The organism is Rhizobium sp. BG4 (genome assembly GCF_016864575.1).
Taxonomy (GTDB): Bacteria; Pseudomonadota; Alphaproteobacteria; order Rhizobiales; family Rhizobiaceae; genus Rhizobium.
Map to the genome: position 1 here is coordinate 623,764 of NZ_CP044126.1, position 22,426 is coordinate 646,189.

The following is a 22,426-nucleotide window of genomic DNA, read 5'->3' on the forward strand; positions in this document are numbered from 1 at the left end:
AGGCATCTCCTTGTTCTAGATCAATGAACCGGCCGCCATACAGCGAGCCCGCGACTTTGATGCAGATCAAAGCGCGTGGCCGCCCGCGCGATAGCATTGCCGCGTTGCGGACCGGTGCGCGAAGGAGAGACCGTTCAATGCGATACGCCATCATCGCCGCCCGGTTCGACGAGCGGGCAAAGTCCGGACGCATCGAGCTTCACGACGGCGCGCAGGCGAGAACGGTTGTAGTCACCCGCCGCGCGCTCCTCAGCATCGCCTCGCCGCCGCGGGCGAACGAGGCCCGATTGCTCCAGAACCTCGACGCCTTCTGCGAGATCGCCTTGAGCCCGGAAATAGCGCCCGACAAGAATGGCGAGACCACCATCACCGCCAAGCACGTCAGGACCTGGCGGGGCACACCGGTTGACGAGCCGGTCTGGAGCTGGCGCAAAAGCCAACCACCCTCAGCGGATCGAAGCGCGTTCCCGCAATCTCTATAAAGACGCTGGCGCAGGCTGCGGGCCTGAAGGATACTGCCGAAGATGACCTTACTGACCTTCTCTCTCGGCGTTCTCGCGCTGCTGATCATGCCCGGCCCGACCAACGCGGTCCTCGCCATGGCGTCGGCAGGCATCACGGCTGCCCGGCTGCTGTCGCTGCTTGGCGCGGTGCTCGCGGCCTATCTGATCGTCATCATTCCGGTCTCGGGGATTGCCGGACCCTACCTGCAGGCGCATCCCGTCGTCGCCCAGAGCGTTCGCATCGTCTCGGCGATCTGGGTGCTGTCACTGGCGCTGAAACTTTGGAAAGCCGATCCCGACGCCGGCGCCACCAAGATCGGGCCGCGGCATCTCTTCGTCACGACGCTCCTGAACCCCAAGGCGATCATCATCGGCCTGACGATGGTGCCCGCCGTTGAGGCGCCGCTTGCGCTCGCGATCCTGAGCTTTGCCGCCTGTGTCACACTCACATCGGCAATCTGGATCGGGCTCGGGCGGCTAATTGCCGGAAACGGCGGCGGCATGCCCCTCTTGGCGCAGCGTTGCGGCTCGGCCGTTCTGATGGCCTTTTCGATCACGCTTGCGGTCAGCGCCGTCGCCTGACCTACGATTTCTTCTTGGCCGTCGAAGTCCGAACGACCAGCGGACCGTCGACCTTGATCGTCATCGGCCGCAGCGACTTGCCGTGCACGGCCATGTCGATCAGCGTCTCCGCGGCTTTCTGACCCATTTCATAGTTCGGCAGAACCAGCGTCGAGAGCGGCGGGTGCGTGTAACGCGCCAGTTCCTGGTCGTCGTAGCCCATGACCGACAGATCCTCGGGCACCCGAAAACCCTTCTCGGCTGCCGCCTCCATAACACCGATGGCCATCAGGTCATTGCCGCAGAAGATCGCCGTCGGCGGGCTCTGCATGGAGAGCAGATCAAGGCCGGCCTCGTAGCCGCGCAGCGGCAGCCAGTCGCCATCGCGCACCAGCGTCTCGTCGAAAGCGACATCGACTGTGGCGAGCGCCTGCTTGTAACCCTTCAGGCGATCTGCCGCCGCGTCCATCCACGGTTCGCCATTGATGAAGCCGATGCGCCGGTGGCCGAGCGAGGTCAGATGCGCGGTCGCGGCAAAGCCACCCGCCACTTCGCCTGGAACGATCGCCATATGCTGGCGCGGCTCGGCATAGCAGTTCAGCAACACGGTCGGGATATCCTTGAGCAGCTTCGGTACCTTGACCTTGCGGGTGAAGATCGTTGCGTAGATCACCCCGATGATCGAGGGATCGCGCAGCACGGAGCGCAGCACCGCATCTTCGAGATCCGGGTTCGACCGCGTCGCGTGCGCCGATGTCAGGAAGCCCTGCTCGAAGGCAAAGTCGCGCACGCCGTCGAGGCTGACGACAGGATGCGGGCTGGTGGAGATTTCGTCGACGATGAAGGCGATCGTGTCTTTTTCGATTCGTGTCTCGGGCGGCGCTTCATGACGGACACTTGGTAATTTATAACCAATTTTATGAGCAGCCTCCAAAACCTTGGCCTGGGTCTCCGGAGAGATGCGCGATCCCGACATTTCATTGAGCACGAGCGACACGCTGGACTGCGAAACACCCGCAATACGGGCAACATCTGTCATTGTAGGCCGTCCAGCCTCACCGCGGCGCCCTGTTTCCCCGCCGCGGCCATTCTTCTTCGCCATCCAAATATCCTCCCGATGATTTGCTGCAGCGCAAACCAAAATTTGTGCAATAGCTCATAAAATGACGCTTGACTTGCTAATATTATTAGCTGCAAGATTAGCTCATGTGAAGCAGTTATTGCTCACTGCCGGTTGGGAAGATACCGGAAAATTCGGGAGGAGAAACTGAGATGTCCGCATTCTCACGTCGCACATTCATGCTCGCTGCAACCGCACTCGGCGCCGTCGCCGTTGCCGGCAGCGTTGCCATGGCAGAAGTCCCTGCGCTGAAGCACAAGGACAAGTACAAGGTCGGCTTCGCGCAGACCGAATCCAACAATCCGTGGCGTATCGCGCAGACCGAAAGCATGAAAGCAGAAGCTGCAAAGCTCGGCTATCAGCTGGTCTATACCGATGCTGCCGGTTCTGCCGCCAAGCAGGTCGCGGACGTCAACTCGATGATCGCCCAGGGCGTCGACCTGATCTTCCTGTCGCCGCGCGAAGAAAAGCCGCTCATCCCGGCCGTCAAGGCCGCTGAAAAGGCCGGCATTCCCGTTATCCTGCTCGACCGCAGCGTCGATCCGAAGCTCGCAAAGCCCGGCAAGGACTACCTGACCTTCATCGGCTCCGACTTCATCAAGGAAGGCCAGCGCGTTGCCGAATGGCTGGCGAAGAACGCCAACGGCAAGAAGAAGATCATCGAACTCGAAGGCACGACCGGTTCCTCGCCGGCCAACGACCGCAAGAAGGGCTTCGATGACGCGATCAAGGCCGCCGGCGGCTTCGAGATCGTCGCTTCGCAGTCCGGCGACTTCGCCCGCGACAAGGGCCGCCAGGTTGCGGAAGCCCTGCTTCAGGCCCATCCGGATGCCGATATCATCTACGCTCACAATGACGAAATGGCGATCGGCGCCATCTCGGCCATCGAAGCAGCTGGCAAAGTGCCCGGCAAGGACATCCTCGTCCTGTCGATCGACGGCGGCAAGGAAGCCGTCGGCCTCGTGGCAGATGGCAAGATCGGCGCTGTCGTAGAATGCAACCCGCGTTTCGGGCCGAAGGCTTTCGAAACGATGGCGCGCTACGCCAAGGGCGAAAAGATCGAGCCATGGGTCATCAACGAAGACAAGTTCTATGATGCATCCAACGCCAAGGCCGAGCTCTCCAGCGCATACTAAGCTCCCAAAGTGACCGCTCCGGCCGGTTCGGCAAATGCCGTTCCGGCCGGCTTTTCTTCTATAGATAATGGAGTGGTCGACATGCTTCTGTCGATGCAGGGTATCTCCAAGTCCTTTGCGGGGATTGCTGCGCTCCGCTCGGCTTCCCTCGATATTGCCGAGGGCGAGATCATGGCACTCGTCGGCCAGAACGGCGCGGGAAAATCAACGCTGATCAAGATTCTCACCGGCGCCTATCAGCGCGACGAGGGATCGATCCGCTTCAATGGTGAAGATGTCGCCTTCTCGACGCCGGCCGAAAGCCAGGCCGCGGGGATCGCCACGATCTACCAGGAAATCAATCTGGCGCCGCAGCGCTCGGTCGCCGAGAACATCTATCTGTCGCGCGAGCCGAAGAAATTCGGCTTCCTCGATCGCCGCGCCATGCGCGAAGGCGCCCGCAGGGTGCTCGCCACCTTCAATCTCGACATCGACGTCGATCTTCCGGTTTCGCGCTTCAGCGCCGCGACGCGCCAGATGGTCTCGATCGCCCGCGCCGTCACCCAGAACGCGCGGCTACTGATCATGGACGAGCCGACCTCTTCGCTCGACGAGCGCGAAGTCGCGGTGCTTTTCGAGACGATCCGCACGCTTCAGAAAAGCGGCGTCGCGGTGATCTTCATCGGCCACCGCCTCGACGAGCTCTATGCCATCTGTGACCGCGTCACCATCATGCGCGACGGGCAGACGGTTGCCGTCAGCGCCATGAAGGACATCCCCAAGATGGAGCTCGTGCGCCACATGCTCGGCCGCGAGCTTGCCGCATTCGAGGCGCTGAGCCGCGATGCCGACAATGCGATCGAACGCCCAGTGCGTCTCGAGCTCGAAGGCGCCGGCTCCGGTCTGCGCGTGCGTGACGTCGATCTGCTGATCCGCGAAGGCGAGATTTCAGGGCTCGCCGGTCTGCTCGGCTCCGGCCGCACGGAAACGGCGCGCATCATCTTCGGCGTCGACAAGCTGGAGCGCGGCAACCTGCGTTTCGGCGGCACCGAGCGCAACTATGCCGAACCGGCCGCGGCGATTGCCGATGGCATCGGTCTCGTCTCCGAGGACCGCAAGGTGGACGGCATCGTGCCCGACATGAGCATCCGCGAGAACATGACGCTGGCGTTGCTGCCGAAGCTCAAGAAAGCCGGCATCGTCGATCGCGTCCGCCAGGACGAGATCGTCGCGCGCTTCATCAAGTCGCTCGGCGTCAAATGCGCCTCGCCGGATCAGCCGATCAAGGAACTGTCGGGCGGCAACCAGCAGAAGGTGTTGCTGGCGCGCTGGCTCTGCACCGACCCGCGCGTGCTGATCGTCGACGAGCCGACCCGCGGCATCGATATCGGCGCCAAGTCCGAAATCCTGCGCCTGCTGCGCAACCTCGCGGACGAAGGCCTCAGCGTATTGATGATCTCGTCGGAGCTGGAGGAGCTGCTTGCCGCGGCCGACCGCGTGACCGTGTTGAGCGATGGAGCATCGGTGGCGGTCCTTCCGCGCCGGGAGCTTTCCGAACAGAGCCTTCTCGCCGCGATGGCGCATCAGGTAGATTGATATGACGATGACGGACACTTCCCTCAAAGCCGCCGCCCCGCCGCGGCCTTCCGCCCTGCAGATCGCCAGCCGCTACGGCACGTTCGCGGCCTTCCTGCTGCTGATCGCCGTCAACATCGTGATCACCCCGAACTTCCTCTCGTGGCAGACGCTGAACGTCAACCTGACCCAGGTCGCCACCATCGTCATCGTCGCGACCGGCATGACGCTGGTGATCGCGACCGGCGGCATCGATCTCTCGGTCGGTTCGCTGATGGCAATATCGGGCGCCGTCGCGCCGATGATCTTTCTCGGCACGCTCGTGCCGATCGACAATGCGGCGCTCGCTGTCGGCCTCGCCTTCGTGCTGCCGGTGATCGTCGCCATGCTCTTCGGCTGGTTCAACGGCTTTCTCGTCACGCATTTCTCGATCCAGCCGATCGTCGCGACGCTGGTGCTCTTCATTGCCGGGCGCGGCATCGCGCAGGTAATGACCAACGGCAATCTGCAGGTCTTCAAGAACCCGGCCTTCCAGTGGATCGCCATGGGCAATGTCGCGGGGATCCCGGCCCAGGTGCTGCTGATGATCGTCATCGCCGCGCTCGCCTATTGCCTGATCCGTTTCACCGTCATCGGCCGCCAGATCATCGCCGTTGGCGGTAACGAGAAGGCGGCGCGCCTGACCGGCATTCCGGTGAAGCGGGTGAAGACACTGGTCTATGTGATCAGCGGCGCGCTGGCCGGCATTGCCGGGCTGGTGGTTGTCGCCCGAAACTCCGCGAGCGACGCCAATCTCGTCGGCATGGGGATGGAGCTCGATGCGATCGCCGCGGTCGCGGTCGGCGGCTCGCTGCTGACGGGCGGGCGCGCCAATATCTTCGGCACGCTTCTCGGCGCCTTCGTCATTCAGCTTGTGCGCTATACGCTGCTTGCCAATGGCGTGCCCGATGCCGCCGCCCTCGTCGTCAAGGCCGGCCTGATCGTCGTCGCCGTCTTCATCCAGCAGCGCGCCGACAAGACCTGAGGACAACAAGATGCTTTCCGCTCTCATCCGACCCTTCACTCCGAAATCCTCAGGCGATCTTGCGCGTCTCGGCGTGCTGATCGCGCTCGCGGCACTGATCCTCTTCGGCGCGCTTCGCTATGACAATTTCCTGTCGCCGTTCAACATCCTGAGCTTCCTGCGCTACAACTCGATGTTCGCGCTGATCGCGCTCGGCATGGCCTTCGTGATCATGACCGGCGGCATCGATCTTTCGGTCGGCGGCGTTGCCGCACTTGCAAGCGTCGTCTCGGCGCTGGCATCGCCCTATGGCTGGGCGGCCGGGCTTGTCGCCGGCATTGGCGCAGGCCTCGTCGTCGGCATGCTCAACGGCTTCGTCATCGCGAAGATGCGGATCCAGCCGTTTATCGCGACGCTCGCCGCGATGCTGGCTGCCTATGGCACGGCACTGCTCCTCGCCGACAATCAATCGGTTTCCGTCGATTACGACACCGCCTTCGTCTCGATCGGCCAGGACGATTTCCTGGGCTTCCCGATCCCCGGCTGGATCGCGCTTGCGGCCTATGTCGCCGGCTGGATCTTCCTAGAGCGACGCCCCTCCGGCCGCCATATCCTGGCGATCGGCGATGGTGAACAGACCGCGGCGCTGATGGGCCTGAAGGTCAACCGCACGCTCTTTGCGATCTACGCGCTTTCAGGCGCGCTCGCGGGCCTCGCCGGCGTCATCCTCGCCGCGCAGTTCGGCGCGGGGCAGCCGACGGAAGGTGTCGGCTGGGAACTCTTTGCGATCGCGTCTGTCGTCGTCGGCGGCACGCTACTGACGGGCGGTTCCGGATCGGTCGGCGCCACGCTGGCAGGCGCGCTGCTGCTCGGCATGGTCTTCAACGTGCTGAACTTCGAAAACGGCCTCGGCTGGATTTCGCTGTCGGCCTATTGGCAATCGGTGATCCGCGGCGCCTTCCTGCTCGTCGTCGTCATCCTGCAGGCAAGGCTGACAGCGAAGTCGGCCACCTAGGAGACCGAAAGACCGCCATCGACAGGCAGCGAAACGCCGTTGACCATCGCGGCACCGTCGCTCAGCAGGAAGAGGATCGCTTCGGCCACCTCGTCCGGATCAAGGAAGCGGCCGAGCGGGATCCGCGCCTTGACCGGATCGGCCTTCGCCGGGTCGCTCCAGGCAAGTTCGCCCATCGGCGTCAGCGTCACCGTCGGATTGACGCTGTTGACGCGGATGCCCGACGGGCCGAGCTCTGCTGCCATCACCCTGGTCATCGCATCGAGCGCCGCCTTCGAGGCGCAATAGGCCGTGTGATTGACGACGCCGCGCCGGGCCGCGTCGCTCGACACATTGACGATCGCGCCCTTGATACCGCGCGCCAGCCAGTCCTTCACGACGATCTGCGACAGAACCATCGGCGCCACGGTATTGACACCCAGCACCCGGTTGAACTCCGAGAGATCGCTGTCGACGAAACTCTGCAATGTCGTTGTTCCCGCGCAATTGACCAGCAGGTCGATGGGGAGAGCAGGCTTCACCGCTGCCTCGATCTGATCGATGGCGCCGAGATCGGCGCAAACTGTCTCGCAGCCGGTTTCCGACTTGAGGGAAGCGAGGTCATCGGCACTGCGGCTGAGCGCCACGACCCCTGCCCCGCGCGATGCCAGCATCACGGCGGTTGCCCGCCCGATCCCCTTGCCTGCTCCCGTCACCAGAACGCGCCGTCCACTCCAGTTCATGCTCTTCCTCCGGATCATTTTCGATGCGGATCATGAAGGCTTGGGAAAGCGAAATCCACCTCATTCGCGCTTTCGCCGGAGAGAATTGCACTGCCCGATCAACCGTTTCCGGCAGGACGCGCAGCCGCGGATTTAGCGGCCCGAAACCGCCTCGCTGGGGATCATCCAAATATTGCTATTGACTAATTGATACGTAGCAATAATTTGTTGCTACGTATCAATTAGGGTTTTCTTGCGTGAGCGGGCGACGAATTACGCAGAAGGAAGTTGCAGAAAGAGCCGGCGTTGCGCAGGCCACGGTGTCGCTCGTCCTGAATGGCGGACGCGACAAGGTGACCCCGAAACGGCCGAACGCATCGAGGCGGCAATTTCCGAGCTCGGCTACCAGCCGAACCGCTTCGCACAGGCGCTGCGCACCAAGCGGACCTATGTCATCGCCTGCGTCGTTCCAGATCTCGCCAACCCCTTCTACCCCTCTCTGGTCGTTGCCGTGCAGAAGGTGGCGCGCGCCGCCGGCTACGAAGTCGTGACGATCGATACCGAGGGCGAGCTTGCCAACGAGCGCCAGGTCATCCTCGCTGCGCAGCAGGGCCGCTTCGACGGCGTCGTCGGCGTTTTCTTCAAGACCAGCGCGCGCGATCTGGCGCCGCTCGGCAAGAGCGGCGTTCCCGTCGTGCGCATCGAGGTCAGCCGCAAGACGGGCGGGCCGCTGCCGATCGACAATCTCTTCATCGACAATGTCGCCGCCGCCCGGGCGCTGACGCTTCACCTTCTGGAACTCGACCACCGCTCGATCGCCATGATCGCAGCACCCGGCGGGCCGCAGCAGGTGCGTCTGCAGGGCTATCTCGAGGCGATGGCGACCATGGGCGCGGAGCCGATCGTGCTCGAAGCCGCGCATTTCACCCTGGAGGCCGGGCGCGAGGTCGCCGACCGGCTGATCGAAAGCGGCCGCTCCGTCAGCGCCGTCATTGCCGCAAACGACCTGATGGCAATCGGCGTCATGCAGGGCCTCTCGGCGAAGGGACTGTCGGTGCCCGGTGACGTCTCGGTTGCCGGCTTCGACGACATCCTGGCGGCAGCGCTCGTGACCCCGCCGCTGACGACCGTCGCCCAATTTCAGGACCGGATCGGCGCCCGCGCCGCCGAAAAGCTCGTCGAGCGCCTGGGAGGCGATGCCTCCGCACCGGGCGAGGCGGAGGAAATGGCATACGAAATCATCATCCGCGCTTCGGTCGCCCCGTTTTCGGCGCGGCCGGACCAAACGCATCCAGTAAGGGAGGAAATATCATGACCAGGCTGAAGCTCTTAGCCGCCACCGCATTGATCGCCAGCACCGCACAGATGGCCGCCGCACAGGAGAAAGTTTCCTGGTGGTACGAGCAGGCGACGCCCGACCAGCAGAAGCTGATCCAGCAGAACATCGTCGAGCCCTTCGCCAAGGCGAACCCGGATTACAGCCTCGTCATCGATTACCGCGGCAACGAGCTCGACAAGCAGCTGCGCGTCGCGATGCTCTCCGGCAACGGCCCCGACGTCGTCTATACCGCCGGTCCGAGCTATGTCGCGCCGATGGCCCAGTCCGGCCAGCTGATGCCGCTCGACGACTATGCCGCCAAGTACAAGTGGGAAGACCGCATCCTGCCGGTGTTCCTGAAGATGGGCGAGTATAACGGCAAGATCTACGCGCTGCCCAAGACCTACGAAACCGTCGGCCTGTTCTACAACAAGACGCTGTTTGCCCAGAAGAACTGGCAGCCGCCGAAGACGCTGGACGAGCTGGAAACCGTGGCCGACGCCATGCTGAAGGACGGCATCACGCCGTTTGCGGCCGGCAACGCCGACTGGCGCGGCGCAAACGAGTGGTTCGTGACGCTGGCGCTCAATTCCGTCGCCGGCCCCGAGAACCTCAACAAGGCGCTCCGCGGCGAGATGCCCTGGACGGCTGAACCCTTCGTCAAGTCGATCGACCGGCTGAACTCCTGGTGGCAGAAGGGCTATTTCGGCAAGAACTACTTCTCGATCGCCAGCGGCGAGCAAGCCGCCGATGCCATGGCATCCGGCAAGGCCGGCATGATGCCGACGGGCACCTGGCAGTTCCAGAACGTCGACACCTACGGCAAGAAGGCCGGCAGTGAAGCAGGCTTCGTCGGCTTCCCGAGCGCTTCGGGCGACCCCGTCTTCCCGCTCGGCATCGGCTCGACTTTCTCGATCGCCACCAAGGCCAAGAACCCGGATGGCGCAGCAGCAGCGATCAACTACGTCTTCTCGCCCGAAGTCTACGGCACGATGAATTCGGCCTGGCAAGGTGAGTGGAACATCCCGCTGAAGGACATCTCCAACGTCAAGATGGCTAGCGAGGTCACGCCGCTCTTCACCGAGACGATGAAGACCCTCTCCTCCGAGGTCAACGACGGCAAGTACGGCTACACGACCTGGACCTTCCTGCCGCCGGCGACCGACAGCTATGTCATCAACGGCATCGAGGAAGTGTGGTTGAAGAAGACGACCACCGCCGACTTCCTCGCCAAGATGGACGCATCCTTCCAGAAAGAAATGAAGGCCGGAAAGGCGCCTGCCGTCCCGGCCCGCTGATCGCAACGACAGTGAGGGTGCGGTTCGTGCGCCCTCACCTCCCCGCTCGCGCCGTCTGGCGCCAGGCGGCCCGATTGCCTCGAAAGGTAGATAATGCACCGACTTTACGTCTTGCCGACATTGATCATCAATGTCGTCATCATCGCCATTCCGGCGCTGCTGACGGTGGCTCTCGCCTTCTTTGAGTGGGACGGGATCAGTACGCCAGTTTTCGTCGGGCTCGACAATTTCCGCGCCCTCTGGGACGACAGCGTCTTCTGGACGGCACTGACCAACAACATCGTCTGGACGCTGATCTTCCTGACGGTGCCGATCGCCATGGGCCTGCTTGCGGCAACCATGATGCTCGTCGTGCGCCGCGGCTCGAACTTCTTCCAGGTCATCTATTTCCTGCCCGTCATCATCGCGACGGCGATCACCGGCCGCGTCTGGCAGGGTATGATCTACTCGCCGGTCACCGGCGTCACCGGCCTTCTGCAGCGCCTCGGCCTCGATATCGCCAACCCGCTCACGGAGACGTCGAGCGCGCTTTATGGCATCGCCGTCGTCGACCTCTGGCACTGGTGGGGCTTCCTCTGCGTGATCTTCTTTGCCGCGCTGCGCCAGGTCCCGGCCGAGCAGATCGAGGCATCACGCATCGAGGGCGCCACCTTCTTCCAGACGATCCGTTACGTGCTGTTGCCGGGCATCATGCCGACGATCACGCTGATGATGATCATGACTGTCATATGGTCATTCCTGGTCTTCGACTTCGTCTACATCCTGACGCAGGGCGGCCCGGCCTATTCCTCCGAGGTGCTCTCCACCTTCGCCTATCGCTCGGCCTTCTACGACCTCGCCGTCGGCAAGGCGGCAGCGATCTCCGTGGTCATCAGCCTTTTCGGCCTCGCCGCCACGATCTTCTATATCCGCGCCCAAGCGACGGAGTTCGAACAATGAACATTTCCGAAAGCCGCCTCACCTTCGCGATCGTCTACATCACGCTCTCGGTGCTGCTGATCATCACGCTGTTTCCGATTGCGCTGACGGTTCTCAACGCGCTGAAGCCGTCCGCCGAAATCGTCCAGAACCCGCTGGCGATGCCTTCGGTGATCCGCTGGGACAATTTCACCCGCGCCTGGACGGATGCCAATTTCGGCACGACGCTCGTCAACTCCGCCGTCCTGACCGGGCTGACGATCATTCTCGTCTGCTCGACGGGCTCGCTGACGGCCTATGTTCTGGCGCGCCAGAAGATCAAGCGCTGGAAGGTCCTGACGTTCTATCTGCTGGCCAGCACCACCGCGCCGATCCAGCTCTTCCTCTTTCCGCTCTATTTCGGCTTTGCCCGTTTCGGGCTGATCAACAACCCGATTGCCGTCGCCTTCATCTATACGGCCGTTTATTCGCCCTTCGCGATCATGCTGCTGCGCACCTATTTCCTCGCTGTTCCCAAGGAGCTCGAGGAAGCCGCGCTGATCGATGGCGCGACCCATTGGCAGGTCTTCCGCCGCGTCTTCCTGCCGATCGTTTCGCCCGGAATCCTGACAGTGGCGCTGATCATCGGCCTGTATTCCTGGAACGAGTTCCTGATCGCAACGACCTTCCTGCAGGAACAGGACAGGCTCACCGCCGTCGTCTCCTTCTTCCTGCTTTCTGGCCAATACTCGTCCGATTGGGGTGAGATCATGGCCGCCGCCCTCATCATCATTCTTCCCATCGTAATCCTCTTCGTCCTGCTGCAGCGCCACTTCATCGAAGGAATGGCCGGCGGCTCGGTGAAGGGCTGACAAGGAGTTTCGCATGCCAATCCCCGCAGATTACACCAACCGCGTCTATGCCGGCGTTCTCGGCAAGCTGATCGGCGTCTATCTCGGCCGCCCCTTCGAGAACTGGCGCTACAAGGACATCCTCGAGAAGCTCGGCCCGATCACCTATTACGTCCACGACCGCCTGGGCGATCCGCTCGTCGTCACCGACGACGACGTCGCCGGCACCTTCACCTTCCCGCGCGCCCTGGACGATTACGGCATTTCGCCGGATCTCTCGGCCGAAGACATCGGCAAGGCCTGGCTGAACTACATCATCGAGGAACGCTCAATCCTCTGGTGGGGTGGCGCCGGCAATTCGACCGAACACACCGCGTGGCTCAACCTACAGCGCGGCATCCCGGCTCCGGCATCCGGCTCGATCGAGGTCAATGGCGCGACCGTCGCCGAGCAGATCGGCGCACAAATCTTCATCGACGGCTGGGCTCTGGTTTCGCCGGGCAACCCGGCACAGGCCGCAAAGCTGGCGCGCGCTGCCGGTTCCGTCAGCCATGACGGCGAAGCCGTCAACGCCGCCGTGCTCTGGGCGGCGATGGAGGCGGAAGCCTTCGTCAGCAAGGATGTGAACCACCTGCTCGACACCGGCCTTGCCCATATCCCCAAGGACAGCCTGATCGCCAAGCTGGTCGGCGATATCCGCAACTGGGCCTCCGGCAACGAAGACTGGGAAGCGACGCGCCAGAAGATCGAGGACAATTACGGCTACGACAAATATCCCGGCAACTGCCATGTCGTGCCGAACCACGCGCTGATGATCATGGCGCTGCTGCATGCCCCGCACGATTTTCAACGCGGCCAGATGATCGTCAACACCTCCGGCTGGGATACCGATTGCAACGCCGGCAACCTCGGATGCCTGCATGGCATCATGCTCGGCCTTGACGGCCTGGATGCCGGTCCCGACTGGCGCGGTCCGGTTGCCGACCGTCTCTACATGTCGACCGCCGATGGCGGCCGCTCGATCTCCGATGCTGCCGATATCTCTCTGTGGCTCGCCAATCTCGGTCGCAAGCTCGCAGACGAGACGGCAAAGCCGGCGCCGAAGAACGGTGCGAAATTCCACTTCGCGCTGCCGGGCTCCGTCCAGGGCTTCCGCCCGCAGGCCGGCCAGACTGCCCTCGACGGCCTCAAGGTCATCGGCACCGGTTCGGCTCTGGCGATCGACTATCTGGCGCTGGCGCCAGGCCGCGAGGCTGCGGCAACCACGCCGGTCTTCACGCCGCACGAAGTCACCAAGATGCGCACCTACGATCTGGTCGCCAGCCCGCGCATTCACGCCGGTCAGACGCTGCGCGCAACGCTTTCGGCAGAAGCCGGAAACAGCGGCACGGTGGAGGCCAAGCTCCGCATCCGCCACTATGACGGCAGCGACAACCTCGTCGATGTCGACATGCCCGCCGGCAAGCTTCTCGGCCCCGGCGGTTCGGCGACGCTCGAATGGACGGTTCCCTCGACCGGCCACCAGCCGATCGCCGAAATCGGCGTCGTGCTGAGTGCCCCGCAGGGCCGTGCCAACGGCCGCGTGCTCGTCGATACCGTCACCTGGGACGGTTGCCCGGATGTCACCTTCCGTCGTCCCGAAGACGGTGGCGATTTCTGGCGCCGCGCCTGGGTCAGCAACGTGCATTTCTTCTCGAAGAACTTCCCGCAGGATTTCCGCATCAGCCAGAACCGCGGCGAAGGCATGATCCTGCAGGGCACGCGCGACTGGACGGACTATGCGATCGAAGCCGACATGATGCTGCATCTCGGCGACCACGGCGGCCTGGTGATCCGCGCCGAAGGCCAGCGCCGCTACTATGCGGCCCAGGTGACGCGTCAGGGGCAGTTGCAGATCGTCTGCCGCAAGGACGAAAAGCAGACCGTGCTCGCCTCCGCGCCGCTTCGCGTCGAGTTCGAGACACGCTTCACGATGAAGTTCTCGGCCAAGGGCGGCAAGCTCTCGGTGAAGATCGGCGATACCGTGGTCGAGGCCAATGACCAGACTTTTGCCGGCGGTTCCGCCGGCCTGATCATCCACGAGGGCGCCCTGTCGGCCACGCGCATCCATATCGGCGCGGCATAAGGAGGACTTCATGGCAAGCGTCACGATCGACAAGGTCGCCAAGCGTTTCGGCAGCGCCGAGGTCATCCACGGCATCGACGCGGCGATCGGCGACGGCGAATTCGTCGTCCTGGTCGGGCCGTCGGGTTGCGGCAAGTCTACCCTGCTGCGGATGATCGCCGGGCTTGAGGATATTTCCGGCGGTACGATCTCGATCGGCGGAAAGGTGGTCAACACCCTGCCGCCGAAGAGCCGCGACATCTCGATGGTCTTCCAGAACTATGCGCTCTACCCGCATATGACCGTCGAGGAAAACATGGCCTTCTCGCTGACGCTCGCCGGCGCCAGCAAGGCCGAGAAGCAGAAGAAGGTCCGCGAGGCCGCTGAGATACTCGGCCTGGAGAGCCTGCTGCAGCGCAAGCCGAAGGCGCTTTCCGGCGGCCAGCGCCAGCGCGTCGCCATGGGCCGCTCGATCGTCCGCAATCCGCAGGTCTTCCTGTTCGACGAGCCGCTCTCCAATCTCGACGCCAAGCTGCGCGTCCAGATGCGCGGCGAGATCAAGAGCCTGCACCGGCGTTTGGGAACGACGATGGTCTATGTGACGCATGACCAGGTCGAGGCGATGACCATGGCCGACCGTATCGTCGTCATGCAGGCCGGGCGCATCGAGCAGATCGGTACGCCGCTGGAGCTTTACGACCGGCCGGCAAACGCCTTCGTCGCGCAGTTCATCGGCTCGCCCGCGATGAACCTGTTCCCGGCAACCGTATCCGCCGGACAGCTGGTGCTGCAGGGCGGACAGGCTTCCGGTCTCACCGCGCCGGCCGGCGTGAAAGACGGCCAGAAGCTGCTCATCGGCAAGCGCCCGGAAGAAATCGCCCTCGGCCCGGAAGGGTCGCTCGAGGCCACCGTCGAGAATATCGAGCCGACCGGTTCCGAAACCTTCCTCGAGCTGAAGCTCGGCAGCCAGTTGGTCTCGGCGGTTCTGCGCGAGCGGCCTTGGTTCCAGGTCGGCAGCAGCCAGAAACTGTCGCTATCGAAGGGTGCGATCCATGTCTTCGATGCCGATAGCGGCCAGCGGATCGGCTGACGGCGTCAGCGGCGCCCGTCGCCGGGGATCGCCGAGGTGATCAGCAGATCAGCGTCATATTGTTTGATATAGACGCCCGGAAGCTCGATCTTGGCAAGGATCAGCGGCGGATCCGGATCCTGCGGCGGCAACAGGCCGCCCTGGGCCCAGATCGCCTTCAGCTGGTCGCGCGGGACCGGAGCGAGATTGACGTCGATATCGGTGAGCGTTCCCGGCACTCGATAGGGACAGCGCCGCTTCGAGCAGTTCGCCGCCGAGGAGAACTGCCAGAGGAAATATTGCTGCCAGTTTCCCATCGGGAAGACGCCATCGACGCCGGGCTTGTAACGCGCATACCAGATCGGCAGCCGTGACAGGATGCGGTAGGTCTGCCGGTAGGCGGCAATATAGCGGGCGGTCACATGATTGGTGTAGAGGATCGGATAGCGGCCGGTCCGGGCGCGGATATGCCCCGCGAAGATCTGCGCATCGGCGAGCGACATATACTGCTCGCCATCGAGCCCTTCGAGGTCGAGCACCATCAGATCGTCGGGGCCGGGCTCCGCATAGTCGAGAAAATGGTTTGCCTGGTCGATCGGATTGCCGGGCCGCGCCAGATGGTAGGCGCCCCATAGCAGCCCGCTCTGCTTGGCGATGAATTTGCGCGTCTGGTAGAGCTCGCGGCTCACCGCATATTTGCGCCACATCGTCTTGCAATGGGCGGTCGTATCGCCGCGATGCTCGCCGCTGCAATCGAACACTTCAGGCAGGCCGTCCGATGCCTTGGAGATCACGCCGGCAATCCGCTTGTCGGTGAGCAGAGCCTGCCAGTCGATCGGGTTCATCTCATAGGCGTCGACGACAAGTGCCGCGTCGGGGCTGTTCCAGGGAGCCGGATCGCGGGCGCAGGCTCCGGAAGCGGCGAGCCAGAAGCAGGCCGCGATCAGATATGCAAACATCGATATATGCGACAGCCGCATCGATCGCCCTCTGCCTCGCATCATGTTTATATTAGCTGATTCTTGCGCGAAGCTGCGCAAGGCGTGGCGCATCGAGGCTGGCGGGTAGAACGCCTACCACTTTCGGCCAGATTGCCGATCGAGCCCCGCGCGAGCATATCCAACTGGCTATGGTGGGCAGGACAGATGACCGCCACCAAAGGCGGGGCCCGTTGAACCGGAATTCGGCGGGCCTCACTTCCTCAGCGCCCGAGCGCAACACGCGAATTTCGCACCGTCCATCCACCCGATCGCCCCCACATCCCGGCCCGCCACGAAAGTTGCGTCACGGCAGTGTCACGCGACAGGCCAAATGCTTTGTGGTTATGTCCCGGCGCCGAGGGGCTGTGGGGGCCTCTCTCAATCCGAAAATCCGATGACGGGCTCGCCTTCGTATCGCGTGGCGGGCTCAAGACTTTTTTGTCGTGGCAGGGCAGTGCAGCGTGAGGAGGCACATATGTCCAGTACCAACGCCTTCATTACGGAACTGATCCGGGCCGCAAACCAGATCGACAGATTGAGCCATACCGACGCCCGGGGACTGATCCTCAGGGCCGTCACGATGATCCGCGACATGCGCACGCGGGTCGGCATGCCCAACAACAGCAGCTATGACACCGTGTTCGATCTCCTGAAGATCGCGTCATCGCCGGAGCGGCACCAGCTTTCGGAACTCGCCCGGGCACTGCTGATGGCGGCAGACATGCTGCGTACCCTCTATCTCGTGGTGGATAGCAGCCCCGAGATCACCGTGGCCGGGATCACGCAATCCCGGTGATGCCTCAGCGTTTATCTGCATAGTCGCTGCGGACGATGCCGTGGCGCTGCAGCTTGTCGTAGAAGGTCTTGCGGGGAATGCCGAGCGCCGCAATCGTCTGCTGCACATTGCCGCCGAAGGAGGTCAGCGTCTCCCGGATGATGCCGGCTTCGTAGCGGTCCAGCCGCTCCGGGAGCGGTGTGCCCTCGCCGGTAACCGGTTCGATCTCCGTAACCGGTTCCGGCGGCTGCATGCCGAGCACCGCGCGTTCGGCGAAATGGGAGAGCTCGCGGACATTGCCCGGCCAGTCATGTTCCCTGAGATGCCGGGCAATGGCGGGTGTCAGCGATGGAATATCGCGCTCGAAGCGGCGGGCGGCGCGTTCGGCGAAATAGGTGAAGAGCAGCGGGATATCGTCGCGCCGTTCGCGGAGCGGCGGGATGGCCAGCGTCACGACATTCAGCCGGTAATAGAGATCCTCGCGAAAGCTCTGGCGCTGCGAGGGATCGCCGAGATCGACCTTGGCGGCGGCGACGACGCGCAGGTCGACCGGGCGGACCTCATTGGTGCCGAGCGGCGTGACCTGCCGCATCTCCAGGACGCGCAGCATCTGCACCTGTGTCGAAAGCGGCATGCTCTCGATCTCGTCGAGAAACAGCGTGCCGCCGCTCGAATGCTCGATGCGCCCGACGCGCTTCTTCTGCGCGCCGGTAAAGGCGCCCGGCTCATGGCCGAAGAGCTCGCTTTCGATGATCTGCTCCGGCAGCGCGCCGCAGTTCAGCGCCACGAAATTGCCCTTGGCGCGGCGGCTCCAGCCATGCAGCAGGCTCGCGACCACTTCCTTGCCGCTGCCGGTCTCGCCGGTGACGAGCACGTCGACATCGGTATCGGCGATCTGCCGCAGCATGTGGCGCAACCGTTCCATGACGGGCGTCTGGCCAATCAGCGGCATGCCCTGCTCCGCCTGCTGCGCCGCCTCCCTAAGGCTGCGATTTTCGATAACGAGCGCCCGCTTCTCAGCCGCCCGGCGCACGCATTGAACGAGACGCTCGGTCGCGAAGGGCTTTGCGATGAAATCATAGACGCCGTCCTGGATCGCCTTGACGGCCATCGGGATATCGCCGTGGCCGGTCATCAGGATGACCGGCAGTTCGTGATCCATCTGCCGGATGCGCTGGAACAGCTGCAAGCCGTCAAGGCCGGGCATCCTGATATCGGAGACGACCACGCCAGCGAAATTCTGCTCGATCCTGCCGAGCGCCTCGGCGGCCGACGAAAAACGGCTGACCTCGAAGCCCGCGAGCTCCAGCGTCTGGCCGGTCGCGCGCAGCAGATCCTTGTCGTCGTCGATCAGGAAGACCGGGGTTGGGCTGCTCATGTCGAAGCCTTCTTGAGATGGACGATAAAGCGTGTAACGGCCGGGCCGCTCTCGACCTCGATACTGCCGCCATAGTCCGAAACGATATCCTTGGAGATGACGAGACCGAGGCCGAGGCCCTTTTCCTTGGAGGAGTTGAAGGGTTCGAACAGCGCCTCGAGAATATCGGAAGCAATGCCCGGTCCGTTATCGGCAACCGCTATGGCGATATCCTCGCCGGCGGCGGTCACGGCCACATCCACGCGCCCGCCATCCTGTGCCTCCACGGCTTCCAGCGCATTCTGGAAGAGGTTGATGAAGACCTGTTCCAGCCGCAGCCGGTTGCCCATCACACTCAGCCCTTCGGCGACGGGGGCGACGGCGAGCATATCCAGCCTGCCGGTGAAGCGGCTGCGGAGCAGCATCAAGGCACCCTCGATCACCTCACCGACAGCGACCGGCTCGGCCACCGCCCTGCCCCGCCGCGCGAGCGCCTTCAGATCCTCGGTGATGGTGCCGATCCGCTCGGTCAGGCCGGCGATCAGCTCGAGATTTTCAATCACCGGCGCCACCTGCTGGCGCTCCAGATAGACCTTCGAATTGTCGGCATAGGCGCGGATCGTTGCGACGGGCTGGTTGATCTCGTGAGCAACCCCGGCGGCGACCTGGCCGAGAATGGCAAGCCGGTTGGCCTGGACGAGATCCTGCTGCACGGACTGCAGACGCGCATCGGTCTCGCGATGCCTTACGATTTCGGCCTGAAGATTGTCGCGGGTCTCGCTGAGATCGCGCGTCCGCTCAGCAACCCGCCGCTCCAACTCCTCGCGTGCCGCCTCCTGGCGCACGATGGTCATCAATGCCGCCTCGCGGCGGCGCAGCCAGATGGCCGCGATTGCGATAGCCGTCAGCAGCAGCAGCGCCGCGACCAGCAGAGCCTCGCGGATGGCCGCGGCCACCGGAATTTCGACCGGTAACAGGTACTCGAAAGTCCAGTTTGTCGAGGGCACCGGCGTCATGATCTTGAGATAGGTGGCGGCGCGGCCGCCTGGGAGAATGGCGCGGATCAACCCGGCATCGGCGCCGAATGCCTTCTCCTCCTGAAACGGCAGCGGCAGGAGCGGCGCATCGCCGAACTGCAGGCTTTCGCGGATCGCCGCGAGGCCATCGGGCGACAGCGCCTCTGTCGTCATGAAACGCCAGGAGGGAATGCTGGTGATCAGCACGACATTGTGATTGTCGACGACGAAGGCCGGGCGTTGCGTATCGCTCCAGTCGCTCTCCAACTGGTCGAATTCCATCTTGACGACGACGACGCCTAGCGGCGCAGAGGCCGGCCCGATGCGGTGCGAAATGTAGAGGCCCGGGCGCTTGCTGACCGAGCCGAGTGCAAAATGCTCGGCCATGCCCTCGCGCATACCGCGGGTGAAATAGTTGCGGAACGTGTAGTCGTTGCCGACGAAACTGGTCGCCTCGTGCCAGTTGCTCGCCGACACCGCGATGCCGTCGGCGCCGACGACATAGATCACCGCGGCGTTGGTGCCGTTGACCAGATCCTCGAGCTTGCGGCTCAGCGCATCCTTCTTCTCCGGCCCCGGCGTTGTCAGCGCATCCTCGACATCGCGGTCGCGCGACAGGAGCAACGGCAGCGCTCGGGGCCGCTCCAACACGGCCTGCAGCAGCGCCACTTTCAGGTTGGCATCGGTGCGCCCCTGCTGCTCCAGCGCGGCGAGCGCGGCCGAACGGCCGTAGATCGCGGCGGCTGTCAGCGCGGCTGCCGCGATCAAGGCCGAGATCAGAGCGAAGACAATCCACGTCCGGCGAATGCCGAGCCGCAGGCGCGCTTCTTCAGTCCGTGGAAGAGCAAGAGACATCGCAGATACTGAGCATAAATCCGCACTTTCTTCAAATCAAATCGTGCGGAATTACGCACAATATCTAACCGCGCGTTATATGGCCAGACAGACAACGCAACAAAAACATGACGTTACCTGTCAGTGTCGAGTTTGGCACGCCGATTGCTGTTCCCTTAGCGATGAAACGCAATTCGCCCGGGAGAGCCAGGATCCCTTGGTTGGGCGACATGGAGGATAACATGGACATTGCACACCAGGACACGCAGCCGCGTGCACCACTGCCGTTCTACCGGCATCTCTACGTACAGGTCATCGCCGCCATCGTGGCCGGCATCCTGCTCGGCCACTTCTATCCCGATACCGGCACCGCGCTGAAGCCGCTCGGCGATGCCTTTATCAAGCTCGTGAAGATGATCATCGCACCTGTCATCTTCCTGACCGTCGCCACCGGCATCGCTGGCATGTCGGATCTGAAGAAGGTCGGCCGCGTCGCCGGCAAGGCGATGATCTACTTCCTCGTGTTCTCGACGCTGGCGCTTGCCGTCGGCATGTTGATCGCCAACGTTCTGCAGCCGGGCGCCGGCATGCATATCTCGGCCGCTTCGCTGGATGCCAATGCCGTCTCCAGCTACGCCAGCAAGGCGCATGACGCGACGATCACCGGCTTCCTGATGAACATCATCCCGGATACGATCGTCGGCGCCTTCGCGCAGGGCGATATCCTGCAGGTTCTGTTCTTCTCGGTGCTCTTCGGTATCGCGCTCGGCATGGTCGGCGACCGCGGCAAGCCGGTGCTCGATTTCCTCAACGCCCTGACCGCCCCGATCTTCCGCCTCGTCGCCATCCTGATGAAGGCCGCCCCAATCGGCGCATTCGGCGCCATGGCCTTCACCATCGGTAAATACGGTATCGGCTCGATTGCCAATCTCGCCTTCCTGATCGGCACCTTCTACGTGACGTCGCTGCTCTTCGTCATCGTCGTGCTCGGCGCCGTTGCCAAGTATAATGGTTTCTCGATCTTCGCGCTGATCCGCTACATCAAGGAAGAGCTGCTGCTGGTTCTCGGCACCTCCTCGTCGGAAGCTGCCCTTCCCGGCCTGATGCAGAAGATGGAACGCGCCGGCTGCAAGCGCTCAGTCGTCGGTCTGGTCATCCCGACCGGCTACTCGTTCAATCTCGACGGCACCAACATCTACATGACGCTGGCCGCCCTCTTCATCGCCCAGGCAACGGATACGCCGCTAAGCTTCGGTGACCAGATCCTGCTGCTGCTCGTGGCGATGCTGAGCTCCAAGGGTGCTGCAGGCATCACCGGCGCCGGCTTCATCACGCTCGCCGCCACGCTCTCCGTCGTTCCCTCGGTTCCGGTTGCCGGCATGGCACTGATCCTCGGCATCGACCGCTTCATGTCCGAATGCCGAGCGCTCACCAACTTCGTCGGCAACGCCGTTGCGACGATCGTCGTCGCCCGCTGGGAAAACGAACTGGACACGAAGATGCTCGCCAGCGCCCTTTCCGGCCAGATCCCCGAAGAGCAGGTTCCTGCCCTGCAGGCGGCCGAATAGTTCCTCCCAAGGAAAGAGACCGCGGTCTCCGGAAGGCCCGCCGCTTGCGGCGGGTCTTTTTCGTTCCGGCCTATGCCGTCGTCAGGCCTGGCTGATGCTGAAGGAGATCAAAGCCCTCATCGATGTAATGCGTAAGCGGATGTGCTGCGTCTGCCTGCCGCCAGTTCTCCTTGGCGAAGCGCAGGGTTCCCATGGCGATGATCGCCGCAAGCCGCAAGCCCGGCCGGCTCGCCGCGTCCGGCCATAGTTCGCACATCGCGTCTGCCAGCACATCTTCCATCTGAATGTGCAGCGCATCCTTGCGGAGCCGCAGTGTTTCCGTCGATCGCAGAATCCGGTCGGCGAGAATGGATTCCTTGCTCTCATATCTCGAAGCCAGAATGAGAAATGTCTTGCGAGCGGCCTCCAGCGGCGGCTGTTCCGGCGACTGCGCCAGAAATGTGGGCCGCAGCATGTCAGGGATGTCACCGCTTTCGTGGGCGAGAAGAACGTCCTCTTTCGACTTCAAGTACGAGAAGAACGTCCGGCGCGATATTCCCGACGCCGCCGCGATGGCATCCAGCGTCGTGGCCTCATAGCCGTTTTCCATGAACAATTTCAGGCCGGTCTTGGCGATGCGGTCGAGTGTCGACCTGCGTTTGCGCTCGCGCAAGCCGATGGGGGCGGTGTCAGCGGTTTCCATGACGACCACTCTTACCGCAAAAAAGGCGCTTGCCAAACTTGCACTCAGTGCGATATTTATTTTGCACTGAGTGCAATTACCTTA

At 63.2% G+C, this 22,426-nt stretch carries 21 protein-coding genes; 15 read left to right on the forward strand and 6 right to left on the reverse strand.

Going from position 1 to position 22,426, the window contains the following annotated elements; genetic code table 11:
• Positions 1 to 137: 137 nt before the first annotated feature.
• Together F2982_RS23030 and F2982_RS23035 are read left to right on the forward strand one after the other, a co-directional pair.
• Positions 138 to 482 carry a hypothetical protein gene (locus tag F2982_RS23030; RefSeq protein ID WP_203431031.1) on the forward strand — a complete coding sequence of 115 codons (345 nt, stop codon included), beginning with the start codon at positions 138 to 140 and terminating at the stop codon, positions 480 to 482.
• A gap of 42 nt (positions 483 to 524) precedes the next feature.
• Positions 525 to 1,085, forward strand: coding sequence for a threonine transporter RhtB (locus F2982_RS23035; RefSeq protein WP_203431032.1), 561 nt, complete (start codon positions 525 to 527; stop codon positions 1,083 to 1,085).
• Position 1,086: 1 nt separating this feature from the next.
• Here the strand turns inward: F2982_RS23035 and F2982_RS23040 are convergent, their stop codons facing one another.
• Entirely contained in the window at positions 1,087 to 2,103 is a 1,017-nt protein-coding gene (locus F2982_RS23040) for a LacI family DNA-binding transcriptional regulator (protein WP_203431033.1), read from the reverse strand.
• Between the two features lie 233 nt (positions 2,104 to 2,336).
• Here F2982_RS23040 and F2982_RS23045 point away from each other — a divergent pair, with 233 nt between their 5' ends.
• The 4 genes from F2982_RS23045 to F2982_RS23060 all read left to right on the forward strand — a co-directional run bounded on the left by F2982_RS23045 (position 2,337) and on the right by F2982_RS23060 (position 6,892).
• On the forward strand, positions 2,337 to 3,320 hold the full coding sequence (locus tag F2982_RS23045) for an ABC transporter substrate-binding protein (protein ID WP_199625364.1): 984 nt from the start codon (positions 2,337 to 2,339) through the stop codon (positions 3,318 to 3,320).
• A gap of 81 nt (positions 3,321 to 3,401) precedes the next feature.
• Complete coding sequence (locus F2982_RS23050) at positions 3,402 to 4,895, forward strand: sugar ABC transporter ATP-binding protein (protein ID WP_203431034.1); 1,494 nt, start codon at positions 3,402 to 3,404, stop codon at positions 4,893 to 4,895.
• Between the two features lies 1 nt (position 4,896).
• A complete protein-coding gene (locus tag F2982_RS23055; protein WP_203431035.1) occupies positions 4,897 to 5,898 on the forward strand; it encodes an ABC transporter permease in 1,002 nt (333 codons plus the stop codon).
• 10 nt (positions 5,899 to 5,908) lie between these two features.
• Entirely contained in the window at positions 5,909 to 6,892 is a 984-nt protein-coding gene (locus F2982_RS23060; RefSeq protein ID WP_203431036.1) for an ABC transporter permease, read from the forward strand.
• Here the strand turns inward: F2982_RS23060 and F2982_RS23065 are convergent.
• A complete protein-coding gene (locus F2982_RS23065) occupies positions 6,889 to 7,614 on the reverse strand; it encodes an SDR family oxidoreductase (protein WP_246777643.1) in 726 nt (241 codons plus the stop codon). The two genes, F2982_RS23060 and F2982_RS23065, sit on opposite strands and share 4 nt — an antisense overlap.
• Before the next feature lie 236 nt (positions 7,615 to 7,850).
• On the opposite strand from F2982_RS23065, the gene F2982_RS31650 reads away from it, so the two are divergent.
• The 7 genes from F2982_RS31650 to ugpC all read left to right on the forward strand — a co-directional run bounded on the left by F2982_RS31650 (position 7,851) and on the right by ugpC (position 15,151).
• On the forward strand, positions 7,851 to 8,144 hold the full coding sequence (locus tag F2982_RS31650) for a LacI family DNA-binding transcriptional regulator (protein ID WP_246777644.1): 294 nt from the start codon (positions 7,851 to 7,853) through the stop codon (positions 8,142 to 8,144).
• A complete protein-coding gene (locus tag F2982_RS23070) occupies positions 8,105 to 8,908 on the forward strand; it encodes a substrate-binding domain-containing protein (protein ID WP_246777645.1) in 804 nt (267 codons plus the stop codon). Before F2982_RS31650 ends, F2982_RS23070 begins: the two co-directional genes overlap by 40 nt.
• Positions 8,905 to 10,209 carry an extracellular solute-binding protein gene (locus tag F2982_RS23075; RefSeq protein ID WP_112712199.1) on the forward strand — a complete coding sequence of 435 codons (1,305 nt, stop codon included), beginning with the start codon at positions 8,905 to 8,907 and terminating at the stop codon, positions 10,207 to 10,209. The genes F2982_RS23070 and F2982_RS23075 overlap by 4 nt, the downstream gene beginning before the upstream one ends.
• A 93-nt stretch (positions 10,210 to 10,302) precedes the next feature.
• Positions 10,303 to 11,148, forward strand: coding sequence for a sugar ABC transporter permease (locus F2982_RS23080; RefSeq protein WP_076845981.1), 846 nt, complete (start codon positions 10,303 to 10,305; stop codon positions 11,146 to 11,148).
• On the forward strand, positions 11,145 to 11,978 hold the full coding sequence (locus tag F2982_RS23085; protein ID WP_130283643.1) for a carbohydrate ABC transporter permease: 834 nt from the start codon (positions 11,145 to 11,147) through the stop codon (positions 11,976 to 11,978). The genes F2982_RS23080 and F2982_RS23085 overlap by 4 nt, the downstream gene beginning before the upstream one ends.
• Before the next feature lie 13 nt (positions 11,979 to 11,991).
• Positions 11,992 to 14,082 (forward strand): ADP-ribosylglycohydrolase family protein, encoded by a 2,091-nt coding sequence (locus F2982_RS23090; RefSeq protein WP_203431038.1) that lies wholly within the window; start codon positions 11,992 to 11,994, stop codon positions 14,080 to 14,082.
• 10 nt (positions 14,083 to 14,092) lie between these two features.
• Positions 14,093 to 15,151 (forward strand): sn-glycerol-3-phosphate ABC transporter ATP-binding protein UgpC, encoded by a 1,059-nt coding sequence (gene ugpC, locus F2982_RS23095; protein ID WP_203431039.1) that lies wholly within the window; start codon positions 14,093 to 14,095, stop codon positions 15,149 to 15,151.
• Between the two features lie 5 nt (positions 15,152 to 15,156).
• Here ugpC and F2982_RS23100 read toward each other — a convergent pair whose 3' ends face one another.
• Positions 15,157 to 16,089, reverse strand: a complete 933-nt coding sequence (locus F2982_RS23100) for a GH25 family lysozyme (protein WP_246777646.1) — start codon at positions 16,087 to 16,089, stop codon at positions 15,157 to 15,159.
• Between the two features lie 496 nt (positions 16,090 to 16,585).
• Between F2982_RS23100 and F2982_RS23105 the strand changes: the two genes are divergently transcribed.
• Complete coding sequence (locus tag F2982_RS23105) at positions 16,586 to 16,906, forward strand: hypothetical protein (protein ID WP_112712207.1); 321 nt, start codon at positions 16,586 to 16,588, stop codon at positions 16,904 to 16,906.
• A 4-nt stretch (positions 16,907 to 16,910) separates the two neighbouring features.
• Here F2982_RS23105 and F2982_RS23110 read toward each other — a convergent pair whose 3' ends face one another.
• Together F2982_RS23110 and F2982_RS23115 are read right to left on the reverse strand one after the other, a co-directional pair.
• The gene (locus F2982_RS23110; protein ID WP_112712209.1) at positions 16,911 to 18,263 is read right to left on the reverse strand and encodes a sigma-54 dependent transcriptional regulator; all 1,353 of its coding nucleotides are present in this window, start codon (positions 18,261 to 18,263) and stop codon (positions 16,911 to 16,913) included.
• Entirely contained in the window at positions 18,260 to 20,113 is a 1,854-nt protein-coding gene (locus F2982_RS23115; protein WP_203431041.1) for an ATP-binding protein, read from the reverse strand. Before F2982_RS23115 ends, F2982_RS23110 begins: the two co-directional genes overlap by 4 nt.
• Positions 20,114 to 20,334: 221 nt before the next feature.
• Between F2982_RS23115 and F2982_RS23120 the strand changes: the two genes are divergently transcribed.
• On the forward strand, positions 20,335 to 21,660 hold the full coding sequence (locus F2982_RS23120; RefSeq protein WP_112712213.1) for a dicarboxylate/amino acid:cation symporter: 1,326 nt from the start codon (positions 20,335 to 20,337) through the stop codon (positions 21,658 to 21,660).
• Positions 21,661 to 21,730: 70 nt separating this feature from the next.
• Here F2982_RS23120 and F2982_RS23125 read toward each other — a convergent pair whose 3' ends face one another.
• Positions 21,731 to 22,342: a TetR/AcrR family transcriptional regulator gene (locus tag F2982_RS23125; RefSeq protein WP_203431042.1), complete on the reverse strand. Its 612-nt coding sequence runs from the start codon at positions 22,340 to 22,342 to the stop codon at positions 21,731 to 21,733.
• Positions 22,343 to 22,426: the final 84 nt, after the last annotated feature.

Coding starts and splice junctions, on each gene's coding strand:
- F2982_RS23030 (WP_203431031.1), top strand. CDS start 138: ATGCGATACGCCATCATCGCCGCCCGGTTCGACGAGCGGGCAAAGTCC.
- F2982_RS23035 (WP_203431032.1), top strand. CDS start 525: ATGACCTTACTGACCTTCTCTCTCGGCGTTCTCGCGCTGCTGATCATG.
- F2982_RS23040 (WP_203431033.1), bottom strand. CDS start 2,103: ATGACAGATGTTGCCCGTATTGCGGGTGTTTCGCAGTCCAGCGTGTCG.
- F2982_RS23045 (WP_199625364.1), top strand. CDS start 2,337: ATGTCCGCATTCTCACGTCGCACATTCATGCTCGCTGCAACCGCACTC.
- F2982_RS23050 (WP_203431034.1), top strand. CDS start 3,402: ATGCTTCTGTCGATGCAGGGTATCTCCAAGTCCTTTGCGGGGATTGCT.
- F2982_RS23055 (WP_203431035.1), top strand. CDS start 4,897: ATGACGATGACGGACACTTCCCTCAAAGCCGCCGCCCCGCCGCGGCCT.
- F2982_RS23060 (WP_203431036.1), top strand. CDS start 5,909: ATGCTTTCCGCTCTCATCCGACCCTTCACTCCGAAATCCTCAGGCGAT.
- F2982_RS23065 (WP_246777643.1), bottom strand. CDS start 7,614: ATGAACTGGAGTGGACGGCGCGTTCTGGTGACGGGAGCAGGCAAGGGG.
- F2982_RS23075 (WP_112712199.1), top strand. CDS start 8,905: ATGACCAGGCTGAAGCTCTTAGCCGCCACCGCATTGATCGCCAGCACC.
- F2982_RS23080 (WP_076845981.1), top strand. CDS start 10,303: ATGCACCGACTTTACGTCTTGCCGACATTGATCATCAATGTCGTCATC.
- F2982_RS23085 (WP_130283643.1), top strand. CDS start 11,145: ATGAACATTTCCGAAAGCCGCCTCACCTTCGCGATCGTCTACATCACG.
- F2982_RS23090 (WP_203431038.1), top strand. CDS start 11,992: ATGCCAATCCCCGCAGATTACACCAACCGCGTCTATGCCGGCGTTCTC.
- ugpC (WP_203431039.1), top strand. CDS start 14,093: ATGGCAAGCGTCACGATCGACAAGGTCGCCAAGCGTTTCGGCAGCGCC.
- F2982_RS23100 (WP_246777646.1), bottom strand. CDS start 16,089: ATGTTTGCATATCTGATCGCGGCCTGCTTCTGGCTCGCCGCTTCCGGA.
- F2982_RS23105 (WP_112712207.1), top strand. CDS start 16,586: ATGTCCAGTACCAACGCCTTCATTACGGAACTGATCCGGGCCGCAAAC.
- F2982_RS23110 (WP_112712209.1), bottom strand. CDS start 18,263: ATGAGCAGCCCAACCCCGGTCTTCCTGATCGACGACGACAAGGATCTG.
- F2982_RS23115 (WP_203431041.1), bottom strand. CDS start 20,113: ATGTCTCTTGCTCTTCCACGGACTGAAGAAGCGCGCCTGCGGCTCGGC.
- F2982_RS23120 (WP_112712213.1), top strand. CDS start 20,335: ATGGACATTGCACACCAGGACACGCAGCCGCGTGCACCACTGCCGTTC.
- F2982_RS23125 (WP_203431042.1), bottom strand. CDS start 22,342: ATGGAAACCGCTGACACCGCCCCCATCGGCTTGCGCGAGCGCAAACGC.